Annotated in this window: 13 protein-coding genes and 1 pseudogene; 7 read left to right on the forward strand and 7 right to left on the reverse strand. The window is 68.2% G+C overall.

Annotated features, from left to right (window positions below):
• Positions 1-22: 22 nt before the first annotated feature.
• Positions 23-709 (reverse strand): HAD family hydrolase, encoded by a 687-nt coding sequence (locus GQS65_RS12310; protein ID WP_158204939.1) that lies wholly within the window; start codon positions 707-709, stop codon positions 23-25.
• Positions 710-841: 132 nt separating this feature from the next.
• Between GQS65_RS12310 and GQS65_RS12315 the strand changes: the two genes are divergently transcribed.
• The 3 genes from GQS65_RS12315 (at position 842) to GQS65_RS12325 (ending at position 3,263) form a co-directional block, all read left to right on the forward strand.
• Positions 842-2,023, forward strand: coding sequence for a 3-dehydroquinate synthase II (locus GQS65_RS12315; RefSeq protein WP_158204940.1), 1,182 nt, complete (start codon positions 842-844; stop codon positions 2,021-2,023).
• An 83-nt stretch (positions 2,024-2,106) separates the two neighbouring features.
• Positions 2,107-2,796, forward strand: coding sequence for a DsbA family protein (locus GQS65_RS12320; protein WP_158204941.1), 690 nt, complete (start codon positions 2,107-2,109; stop codon positions 2,794-2,796).
• The gene (locus GQS65_RS12325; protein WP_158204942.1) at positions 2,793-3,263 is read left to right on the forward strand and encodes a disulfide bond formation protein B; all 471 of its coding nucleotides are present in this window, start codon (positions 2,793-2,795) and stop codon (positions 3,261-3,263) included. The genes GQS65_RS12320 and GQS65_RS12325 overlap by 4 nt, the downstream gene beginning before the upstream one ends.
• Here GQS65_RS12325 and GQS65_RS12330 read toward each other — a convergent pair.
• Both GQS65_RS12330 and GQS65_RS12335 read right to left on the reverse strand, forming a co-directional pair.
• On the reverse strand, positions 3,218-4,039 hold the full coding sequence (locus tag GQS65_RS12330) for an endonuclease III domain-containing protein (protein ID WP_158204943.1): 822 nt from the start codon (positions 4,037-4,039) through the stop codon (positions 3,218-3,220). The two genes, GQS65_RS12325 and GQS65_RS12330, sit on opposite strands and share 46 nt — an antisense overlap.
• A 101-nt stretch (positions 4,040-4,140) precedes the next feature.
• Positions 4,141-4,557, reverse strand: a complete 417-nt coding sequence (locus GQS65_RS12335; RefSeq protein WP_158204944.1) for a DUF371 domain-containing protein — start codon at positions 4,555-4,557, stop codon at positions 4,141-4,143.
• A 316-nt stretch (positions 4,558-4,873) separates the two neighbouring features.
• On the opposite strand from GQS65_RS12335, the gene GQS65_RS12340 reads away from it, so the two are divergent.
• The gene (locus GQS65_RS12340; RefSeq protein WP_158204945.1) at positions 4,874-5,764 is read left to right on the forward strand and encodes a coiled-coil protein; all 891 of its coding nucleotides are present in this window, start codon (positions 4,874-4,876) and stop codon (positions 5,762-5,764) included.
• 165 nt (positions 5,765-5,929) lie between these two features.
• Here GQS65_RS12340 and GQS65_RS12345 read toward each other — a convergent pair whose 3' ends face one another.
• Both GQS65_RS12345 and GQS65_RS12350 read right to left on the reverse strand, forming a co-directional pair.
• Positions 5,930-7,198 carry an amidohydrolase gene (locus GQS65_RS12345; RefSeq protein WP_158204946.1) on the reverse strand — a complete coding sequence of 423 codons (1,269 nt, stop codon included), beginning with the start codon at positions 7,196-7,198 and terminating at the stop codon, positions 5,930-5,932.
• A gap of 139 nt (positions 7,199-7,337) precedes the next feature.
• On the reverse strand, positions 7,338-7,667 hold the full coding sequence (locus GQS65_RS12350; RefSeq protein ID WP_158204947.1) for an uS10/mL48 family ribosomal protein: 330 nt from the start codon (positions 7,665-7,667) through the stop codon (positions 7,338-7,340).
• 155 nt (positions 7,668-7,822) lie between these two features.
• Between GQS65_RS12350 and GQS65_RS12355 the strand changes: the two genes are divergently transcribed.
• The 3 genes from GQS65_RS12355 to GQS65_RS12365 all read left to right on the forward strand — a co-directional run bounded on the left by GQS65_RS12355 (position 7,823) and on the right by GQS65_RS12365 (position 9,684).
• Complete coding sequence (locus GQS65_RS12355; protein WP_158204948.1) at positions 7,823-8,260, forward strand: bis(5'-nucleosyl)-tetraphosphatase; 438 nt, start codon at positions 7,823-7,825, stop codon at positions 8,258-8,260.
• Positions 8,260-9,360 carry a DUF5787 family protein gene (locus GQS65_RS12360; protein WP_158204949.1) on the forward strand — a complete coding sequence of 367 codons (1,101 nt, stop codon included), beginning with the start codon at positions 8,260-8,262 and terminating at the stop codon, positions 9,358-9,360. The genes GQS65_RS12355 and GQS65_RS12360 overlap by 1 nt, the downstream gene beginning before the upstream one ends.
• A gap of 114 nt (positions 9,361-9,474) precedes the next feature.
• Positions 9,475-9,684, forward strand: a complete 210-nt coding sequence (locus GQS65_RS12365) for a hypothetical protein (RefSeq protein WP_158204950.1) — start codon at positions 9,475-9,477, stop codon at positions 9,682-9,684.
• A gap of 57 nt (positions 9,685-9,741) precedes the next feature.
• Here the strand turns inward: GQS65_RS12365 and GQS65_RS12370 are convergent, their stop codons facing one another.
• Positions 9,742-10,221 (reverse strand): DUF5797 family protein, encoded by a 480-nt coding sequence (locus GQS65_RS12370; RefSeq protein ID WP_368280115.1) that lies wholly within the window; start codon positions 10,219-10,221, stop codon positions 9,742-9,744.
• 325 nt (positions 10,222-10,546) lie between these two features.
• A pseudogene (locus tag GQS65_RS12375) lies at positions 10,547-10,683 on the reverse strand (phosphoadenosine phosphosulfate reductase family protein); the annotation flags it as partial.

Genomic DNA, 10,683 nt, shown 5'->3' on the forward strand with positions numbered 1-10,683 from the left:
ACGGTCCGTGAGGGCCGCCGGGTCAGAGCACCGCTCGCAGGTCCGCCAGCGTGTCGAGAGTGTGATCGGGCGTCGGGTCCGGGTCCGGGACGCGGGCACGCTCGGTGGGGTACCAGGCGGTGTGCATCCCCAGTCTGCTCGCGCCGGCCACGTCCGCCCGCAGCGAGTTCCCGACGTAGAGCGTCCGGTCTGCGGTCGCGTCGAGTTCGGCCAGCGCCCGCTCGAACGGGTACGGGTCGGGCTTCAGGCCGTGTTCGGGCGTCGCGTAGACGTGGACGTCGAACGCGTCCAGCAGGTCGAGCGTGGCGAGTTTCCGGGTCTGGTTCTCGCGGCCGCCGTTGGTGACGAGGCCGACGTGGTAGTCGTCGCGGGCGAGGAGGTCGGTCACCGTCTCGCGTGCGCCATCACGGAAGACGACGTCGCCGTGGTCGAGCGTCTCGGCGTAGGCCCGGCCGAGGTCCGGCGCGAGCGTCGGGTCGGCGTCGACGCGGTCGGCGACCGCACCGAACCAGTTGGCGTAGAACGCGACGTCGGTCTCGGCGGTGGGCAGGTCGCCGAGGACGGCGTCGAAGTCCGTGGGCGTGCCGTAGGGGTCGACGCCGACACGGTCGAAGGCGGCCGCCCGGCGGTCGGACGGCGAGCGGCGGTACGCACAGAGCGTGTCGTCGAGGTCGAAGAGGACCGTCGAGAGGGAGGGACGGGTGTTCACTTGCGCCCCCTAGCGAAGTCGTCGGCAAAAGCGTTGTGTGGAGGGGCGTCACAGGAGCTACGTCGTCAGCGATTCGACAGGCGGACTGTCGCATCCAGCACGTTCATTACCGCCCCCGAACAGCGTGCGTCCATGACACGTGCGGTCTGGCTCAAGGCGGACGACGAGGTCGGGGACTGGGACGCGCGACGACGCCGCATCACCGCGGGCCTGGAGGCGGGCGTCGACTGGGTGCTGGTCGACCGAGCGGACGTCGAGAAGGTCCGCGAACTGGGCACGGTGAACGTCGCGGCGTTCGCGGGCGACGACGTCCACGTGATGGAAGCCGAGGCCGAACGGGCCGACGGCGGCGCGGACCCCGACGCCCTCGTCGTCGGGAAGGGCGCGGAGGGCGACGGCACGGTCGACCTCCCCGGCGACTTCTCGGGGTCGGCCGACCTGACGACGCTCCGCCGTGGACAGGCCGACGCCGCCTACGTCCGCATCCTCGGCAAGGGGTACGAGGCGTTCGCCGAGGAGGCCGCGACGGCGGCCGACTACACCATCGTCGCCGGCGAGGACTGGAAGATAATCCCCCTGGAGAACCTCATCGCGCGCATCGGGAGCGAGACGACGCTCGTCGCGGGGGTGACGACCGCCGAGGAGGCCAAGACGGCCTTCGAGACGCTCGAACAGGGCGCGGACGCCGTCCTCCTCGACACGGACGACCCCGACCAGATTCGAGAGACCGTCGACCTGCGGGACGCGACCGACCGCGAGGACCTCGACCTCTCGTACGCGACGGTGACGGCCGTCGAGGAGATAGGGAGCGCGGACCGGGTCTGTGTCGACACGGGCAGCCTCTTCGAGCACGACGAGGGGATGCTCGTCGGGTCGATGAGTCGGGGCCTCTTCTTCGTCCACGCCGAGACCGCGGACTCGCCGTACGTCGAGTCCCGCCCGTTCCGCGTCAACGCGGGGGCCGTCCACGCCTACGTCCGCGCACCCGACGGGACGACGAAGTACCTCGCCGAACTGAAGTCGGGCGACGAGGTGCAGGTCGTCGACACCGACGGGAGCACGCGCGAGGCCATCGTCGGCCGCTCGAAGATAGAGCGCCGCCCGATGTTCCGCGTCGAGGCCGAACTCGACACCGGCGACGGGACGGACGTCGTCGAGACGCTGCTCCAGAACGCCGAGACCATCAAGGTCGCGACCCGCGAGGGCCGGAAGGCCGTCACCGACCTCCGGGAGGGCGACGAGGTGCTCGTCTACTACGAGACGGGCGGGCGACACTTCGGCGAGAGCGTCGAGGAGTCCATCATCGAGCGCTGAGCCGTCGGTCCTCCCTCACCACTCGCCGTGTGGAAGGAACACACACCAAAACATTCATTCTCGTGAACCGATAAACGAACACAATGACCTCCTCTCGGCGGCGCTTCCTGCTCACGAGCGGAACCGTCGCGGCGACCGGACTGGCAGGCTGTCTCGGCGGTAGCAGCGCGGACCTCCCCGAAGACGTACCGGACACGCCGGTGACGAACGCCCCCGTTCCGTCCTCGACGGACGGCCTCACGTACGCGACGATGGGGAGCGGCGACGGCCCCACCGTGACCTACTTCGGGAACTGGAAGTGTCCGTTCTGCGCCGAGTTCTCGGCCAGCGCACTCAACGACATCGCCGCGGACTACGTCGCACCCGGCGACCTGAACCTTCGCTACCGTGCGTGGAACATCTTCCAGAACGACGACCTGCAGGCCGCCCGTGCGGGACTCGCCGTCTGGAACGTCGCTCCCGACCGCTACTGGACCTTCCACGAGTACGTGATGACGAACCAGCCACCGGAGTCCCAGGAGTGGGCGACGGCCGACTGGCTGACCACCGCCGCGGAGCGGGTGGGCGTCGAGGACGTCGACACCGTCCGGTCGCGGACGGAGAGCGACCAGTACGACGACGTCTTCCAGCAGACCGCCAGCGACGCACAGAGCGCGGGCTACCGGGGGACGCCGACACTGGTCGTCGACGGTCGGAACGTCTCGCCGATGACCGAGTCGGGTGAACTTCCCGACAGCACCCGCAGCGCGCTCGACCAACTCGCGTCGCAATGAGCGCCGGCGCGAGCGGTGGTATCGCCGGTCGACTCTCGGCCCGACTGTGGCTGGCCGCGGGTGCGGCCGTCGCGCTCGTCGCCACCGTCGGCAGTCTCACGTTCAGCCTCGGCTACGGCTACATCCCGTGTGACCTCTGCTGGTACCAGCGCATCCTGATGTACCCGCTGGTGGTCGTCCTCGGCGTCGCCGCCTCCGAGGACCGCCCCGGCGTCTACCGGACCGCCCTGCCGCTCGCACTCGGCGGGACGGCCATCGCGGCCTACCACTCCGTCCTCCAGCGAACCGGCAGCGGCGTCTGTGGGTTCGGCGGCGGCTGTGCGGCCATCCAGTGGCAGGTGCCCGTGGTGGGCCTCTCCATCCCGAACCTCTCGCTGCTGGCGTTCGTGTTGATTCTCGGAACACTCGTGGCGGCCCTGCGTCAGTCGGCGTCGGCGGGGTCGACGACCTCGCCCGTCTCGGGGTAGACGCCGACCTGCTCGCAGAGGTCGGCCATCGGGCACGCTTCGGGGTCGTCGAGACACGCCGGCTTCCGGGCCGAACAGTACTCGCGGCCGAACTGGATGCTCGCGGTGTGACCGAACCCGCACTTCTCGGCAGGAATCTCGGCTTCGAGCACCTGCCGGACCCGCTCGTGGTCGGCGTCCGCGGGCGCGATGCCCATGCGACGGTAGATGCGGTGGACGTGCGTGTCGACGGGGAAGACGCCGCCCCGACCGCCGGCGAACAGGAGGACGCAGTCGGCGGTCTTGGGGCCGACGCCCTTCATGTCGAGCAGCGCGTCGCGGACGGCGTCGTACTCCTCCTCGCGGACGAACGCGTCGAACGCGTCCGCGCCGCCGTACTCCTCGACGACGCGGCCGGCGATACGGACGATGGTCTCGGACTTCTGGTTGTACAGGCCCGCCGAGGCGATGATCTCGGCGAGCGTCTCCCGGTCGGCCGCGGCCAGCGAGACGGCGAGGTCGCCGTCGCGGTGGGCTTCCCCGCCCTCACCGTACCGAGCCATCAGGTCGTCGTGGGCCGGTTGGCTCGCCTTGTCGGAGGTGTTCTGTGAGAGGATGGTGCGGACGAGGCACTCGAAGGCGTCCTGTCCGCCGTACGTCTTCTGCCAGTACAGGTCGCCCAGTCGGTCGACGACGGCCTCCGCGCGGGCGGTGCCGTCGCCGGGGGCGAACTCGTCGACCCGGCCGCCGCCCGCCTGCCCACCACTGATGTTCTCCACAGGTTCGTCCTCGGCCATAGCGGTGTGAGGGGCGCGAGGGCGAAAGGCGGTCGCCTCACCGAACCGGATTGCCGGAGTCTCGTGTCACGACGACGTGGAGAGACCGGGCGACGGCGACGCTACTCGACGCGGAGCGTCGCTGTCAGGTCCGCGCCGTCTTCGAGCGCCTCGACGAGGTCGCGGTCGAGGTCGGTCGCGGCGGCGTCCGCGTCGACCATGACGGTCCGGTCGTCGACGTAGCCGCTGGTTCGGAACACCATCGACCGGTCACCCTCGAACGTGAGGTCGGGGTCGCCACGACCGGTGACGGCGTGGTCGACCCCGTCGACCGCGAGTTCGACCGTGATGCGTGCCGCCTCGTCCCGGCAGGCCTCGACGAACGCCCCCGGGAGGTCCGCTGGCGTCGTGTCGGCTTCGACACCGACGATGCAGTCGCCTGCGGGTGTGAGCCAGTCGTCGGACGTGAGTTCGAAGGTGCTCTCGTGGGCAGCACGCACGTGTTCGTGACCGCGTGCGTGGAAGGTCACCTCTTCCATACCCTCCGTTGTACCCCCTGGACACTTGAGCGGGTCGTTCCGAACGGACCGACGCCCGCGCCGTTTATATCCCCTCGGCGTGGGAGCGAGAACCGTGTCAACGCTTAACGAAGCTACTGAGGGCAGTTTCCGGGCGTTCCACCCCCCTGGAATTGGAAAAGGTTTAAGTACGAGCTTCCGGTATGTGTACCTACCAGAACGCCTCCGGCGTCCCGGTGGATTGCACGGCGAACAGAATGACAGGAGACCCTGCTTATCGGCCGGACAGTACACCCGTGAGCCACCTCGCTGGAGCGGTAATGGATAGTGAATAACCATGGCAGAGACTATTGACGAATCCAAGAACGTAGAACTCACAGACGACGACCTCGAATCCAAATCCAAAGGGGGGCTCATCAAGCGCGCCGGGATGCTTCGAGATCGTCGAAACGAGCTCAACCAGATGGCCTCCGAACGGGCCTCGAAGCGCGACGAGCTCAACGCGAAGACCCGTGAGAAGGTCGACGAAGCACAGCAGCACCGAGAGAAACGCGACGAGCTCAACGAGCAGGTTCAAGAGCACAAGAAACAGCGCAACGAGCTCAACGCGCAGGCGAACGAACTGTTCTCGGAGGTCGACGACGCGAAGTCCGACCTCGACCTCGACGACGGCAAGAGCCTCGAACAGCTCAAAGAGGAGATCGAGCAACTGGAGTTCCGCCAGCAGACCGAGGTCCTCTCGACGGAGGACGAGCGCGAACTCATCGAGAAGATCGAGAACAAGCGCGACCAGTACCAGGAGCGCAAGTCGAAGCTCGACGACACCGACGGCATCGACGAGGTCAAGGAGGAGGCCCAGGAGGTCCGCGCCGAAGCCTCGAAACACCACCAGAAGGTGACGGAGCTCGCCGACGAGGCCCAGGAGCACCACAACCAGATGATCGAGGCCTACCGCGAGGCCGACGACATCCGTGACGACGCCGACGAGTGGCACGAGAAGTTCGTCGACGCCCAGGAGGCGGCCGACCGCCACCACGAGGACTTCGTCCGCGTCCAGAAGCGCCTGCGCGAGATGGACAAGGAAGAGGAGAAAGAGCGCAAGGACGAGCGCGCCGCCAAGCGCGAGGAGGCCAAAGAGGAGGCCGAGGAGATCTACCAGAAGTTCAAGGAAGGCGAAACCCTCGACACCGAGGACCTGATGAAGCTCCAGAAGTCGGGGCTGCTCTGAGCACCTAGCAGGGTCGCTCACCCGGTTCTACGTTCTGCAGTTTCCGTATCGACCCGACGACCAGTACGACACGCCGTCTGATTCTCACGACGCCCACCACTCACCGCGAGCGAGCGCCATCGTCAGCGACGGACGGCGGCGAGAGAGCGGCCGGCGAACCGACGTTCAGTGCTCGGCGGCCAGTCGGAGGATGGACTCCGAGAGCACCGAGACGCCGATGGGCAGGGAGTCCTCGTCGACGTCGAACGTCGCGGTGTGGTGGCCGCCGGGGTGGTCGGTGCCGATGCCGACGTAGCAGGCCTTCCCGCCGTTGTCCTGGACGCGCTGCATGAGGTAGGTCGCGTCCTCGCTCCCGCCGAGCGCGTCGGTCCGGAGCACCGAGTCGACGCCCTCGACGCCGCCGGCGACGGACTCGACCACGTCGATTATCTCGTCGTCGCTGACCGCGCTCGGTGCGCCGCCGACGGTGTCGACGTCCACCTCGCAGGCGTGCATCGTCGCGGCCGACTCGATGACCCGCTCGGCCCGGTCGCGCATGTACTCCATCAGTTCGGTCGTCTCGCCGCGCACCTCGCCTTCGACGGACGCCTCCTCGGGGATGATGTTGGTCGCCGAGCCACCGCGAACGACGCCCGCGTTGACCGTCGTGCGGCCGTCCTGGTGGCGCGGGATGGCGTAGAGGTTGGTGACGGCAGCGGCGAGCGCCTGGTTGGCGTTGCGGCCGTCGCCGGGGTTCGCGCCGGCGTGGGCGGGTTCGCCCGTGAACGTCGCCGCGAAGTGGTGGACGGCGAGGAAGCCGTCGATGCCCGCGACCACCTCGCCGGTGGGGTGGTCGAGCCCGACGTGGGCCGCCAGCAGGTAGTCACAGTCGTCGAGCAGGCCCGACTCCGCGACGGGCTTGCCGCCGCCGACGACCTCCTCCGCTGGCTGGAAGACGACCTTCAGCGTGCCCTCGAACTCGCTCTCCTTGATGGCCTCGATGGTCCCCAGGCCGAACGTGATGTGGGCGTCGTGCCCACAGGCGTGCATCGCGTCGGTCTCCGCCCGGAATCCCTCACTGGCGGGGGCGTGGTCGCTCTCCTCGGATTCGGCGCGAGGGAGGCCGTCGATGTCGACGCGGAGGCCGACGGTGGGGCCCTCACCCATGTGCAAGACGGCGAGCGCGCCGGTGAAGCCCCCCTCCAGTCGGTCGAGGGTGTCCTCGTCGACGCCCTCCCGTCTGGCGGCGTCGAACCAGCGGTGCATCTCGCTCTCCTCGGGCAGACCCATCCGGTCGCCCGCCAGCAGGTCGGCACCGACGTAGAGGTCGTCGACGCCGATACGGTGGAGTTCCTCGACGATGCGGGCGGTCGTCCGGAACTCCCGCCAGGCGGGTTCCGGAAAGCGGTGGAACTCACGGCGAAGCGACACGAGTCGGTCACGGTCGACACTCATGGGGAGCAGGTCACACGCAGAGGGCTTAGTTCACGCGGCGACCGTGGCCCCTCCAGTCGTCGGGGCCGCGGCCGCGTCGGCGAATCGTCGCCGACCGGAGGCAGTCGTCACGTTCGCTGTCGTTCGACGGGCGATGCGGTCAGGCTCGGCCAGCGCCGGTGACCTGCTCGACGTCGACTTCGATGTGGACGCCGTCGGGGAACTCTCGGCCGGCGGCCGAGCGGGCGAACTCGTCGTGGCCGACGATACGCATCGTCCGGGTGTAGACCGAGAACGACCAGTCGGTGAAGCGGTTCCCCTCCGGGCCGAGCCGTTTGGACTGTGGGGCGACGAAGCGCTCCGGTGGCGGTGTCTGGGGGCCTTTGATCTGGACTCCTTTGCGCTCGGCCGCCGTCTTGATGTCGGAGACGACGTCCTCCAGCGCCGGTCGGTCCCCACTGGAGAGGGTGAGCGTCGTGACGAATGGCATACCCTACGGTCAGTGCCGACGACAAAAAGCACACTCATCCGAGCGCGACGTGTCGCTCGAACCCACGGACCGGTGTCTCCGAAGGCTACGCCGACGTCGACGCCTCGCGTCCCGATGGCGATATTCTCTTATGTGGTCACTCAGTAACCAGAGTCATGATAGAGGCCACGAGCGCGGGAGCAATCCTGTTCCGCGATACACGTGGCCGTCGCGAGTACCTCCTACTCAAGTCCCGGACGGGGGACTGGGAGTTCCCGAAGGGCGGTGTCGAAGGGAAGGAGGAGTTACAGCAGACGGCGATACGTGAGGTCGCGGAGGAAGCGGGTATCGAGGAGTTACAACTGATCGACGGGTTCCGCGAGGATTACGACTACATCTTCGAGGCGAACGGCAACACCATCCACAAGACCGTCCACCTGTTCATCGCCAGGTCCTTCGAGGCGAGCGCCGAACTGTCGCGCGAACACCGGGACCTGCAGTGGCGTGACTACGAACAGGCCGTCAACACCATCACACAGGACGGTCCCCGCGAGATACTCGAACGGGCCGACGAGTTCCTGGAGAACGGCGGCCTCGAGAACCACGGCGGCTGATGGCGTCACCGGAGTTCACCTTCGAACTCCGCGTCTGTCAGTGGACCGAACGCGAGTGGACGCCGGGGACCGGCCGGGACGGCAGCGACAGCGCCGTCCTCGTCGCTCGCCAACTCGGCATCCGAGAACGGCGCTGGGACACGCTCGTCGTCGAGTGCGACCCCGAGGGACTCGCCGCGAGGGCCGTCTTCGGCACCGACCGTCTCGACTCGGACCTCCTGCACGTCGTCCGCAACGCGCCGAAGGAGTGGGCGTACTACCGCGAGGCGCTCCCCGACCCCGGCTACCCGTGGCGCTACGTCCGGGAGGCCATCCACACGGCGGACGACCGCGGTATCGTCGAGACGCGCCGTGCGGGCAACCGCATCGAGATTCGGCGGAACTGGCACTACCCCGACTGGGTGCGGCGAATCGTCGCCATCGAGAACAAACCGGACCTCGACGCCAGCGCGGCCCGTGCGCTCGGTGACCAACTGGAACGGGACGTGGCGCTCGCACTCGCCGACGAGGTGTGGGTGGCGACGGCCGCGACGGGCGACAGCGCCGAGCGAAGCTCGGCTGGCAGCCGGCACTCGTCGTGTTCCGGCGAGCGGGTCGAACCGGCGCTGTTCGAGCGGCTGCCGGTCGAGGTGGGTATCCTGACGGTCACTCCCGGCGGGAACGGCGAACGGACCCGCGTCGACACGGCGTGGGAGCCGAGTTCGCTGGCCGTCGACGACCCCGGCACGCGCATCGTCGACCGGCCCGACGGTGGGCCGAACGACGAGTCCGCCGCGCGCTTCGAGTACGCCGACCCCGAGTGGAAGCGAGCCAAGCGTCTCGAAATCGCCGAACGCGCCTACGAACGCGGCTGGCGGTCGTACGTCGACACGATGCGGACCGACTGTCGACAGTTCGAGTTGCGCGACGACGGCGACACGCTCCCGTGGTGTGCAGCGAAGGGACACAGCCCCACGGGCCGGGAGTGTTCGGGGTCCTGTCCGGAGTTCACCCCCGAACCGCCGCAGTGGCGGACGCGCGGGTGGCCCATCGAGGGCGGACCGGGGAAGGGCCTGAAGCGACTGCTGGAGCGCCAGCGCCAGCGCCAGCGCGACCCCTGACCGTAGCATCGGGGAGACGTCGCCGGCAGGTACAACTCTCCGGGGTGAACGAGCGCGTATGGAACCCGCCGAGACGTTGACGACGACAGGGACCTGCCGCCGGTCTCCCACGCGGTGGGTACGATACTCGTCGGACTCTTCCCGACCGCCTCCGCACTGTACGGGCGTCTCACGGGCAAGCCCGTCCCGCGGTGGGTGGTTCTCGTGGCACCCGTCTCGCTGTCCGACAGTTTCGTGGGCGACCTCTCGCTCCGGCTTCGCTTCGACGAGGGGACTCGGCAACGAGTCAGAGAGCGGATGGAGAGCGCGGAGGGGACTCACTGACCCCGCGATAGACTCGGACCGGAAGGGCGATAGACTCGGACGGGAACGCGCCGTCGCTCAGTCGTCAGCCTCCAGGACGGCCACGTCGAGGTCCGCACGCGAGCGGGTGAGACGGAACGTCGGGACGGTCTCCTTGACGACCTCGACGATTCCCTTGTCCTGCAGGCTCCGAAGTCCGGAGCGGACGGCGTCGACGTCCGTCCCCATCCCGGTGTCTTGGACCTTGTGGAGGACGCTGACGACGCTCTCCGGGTCCTCGTCCGGTCCGGCGAGGACCTCGGTGATGCGGACCTGGAGTTCGGGGACGCGGATGCTCTCGGCGTCCGTCTCGATACCGAGTAGGGCCGCGCCGTCCTGTGTCGCGCGGATGAGGCTGTTCTCGTCGCGGAAGTAGAACTCTTTCAGTTCCGATTCGAGGTACTGGTGGACCTCACTGCCGCTGTCCATGGCCCAGCGCTCCTGCAACTCCTTGTTCTTCGTGGGCTGGAGCTCCACGATGTCGCGCAGGCGTTCTCGGGCTTCCTCGGAAAGGCTCACTGCGCGGCCGTACGACCAGGTGGTACATCGTCGTTGCGACTTCTGAAGCGTCGTTGAGTGGTGAACAGAATGGAACAGCGTCACGGTCGAGGCGAGTGACAGCGGGGTCTACTGTACCGCGAGCGAACCGAGCGAGACGGCGGCAGAGCCACCGGCGACGCAGTGAGCGAGCGGGGTGAGGAGCGCCGGAGTGAGCGAGGAATCCTCGTGGTCGCATTGTGAGACGCTTCGCGTCTCACAGGCTCCCAGGTCCTTCGGACACTTGGGAGAGCTTTTACCCTGTCAGGGTCGCTGCGCGACCCTGGCTCGTGGACAAAAGGTCGTGTTACATGTAGCCGAGGTCACGCAGGCGTGCCATCAGGTTCTCCTTGTCCTGGGCGCGGCCCTGACGCTCGGTGGTGCCTTCGAGGTCCTGGAGCCACGCGGGCTCTCGGCGGACTTCGCCGGACCCTTCTCCGGTGC

Source organism: Halomarina oriensis, assembly GCF_009791395.1.
GTDB lineage: Archaea > Halobacteriota > Halobacteria > Halobacteriales > Haloarculaceae > Halomarina > Halomarina oriensis.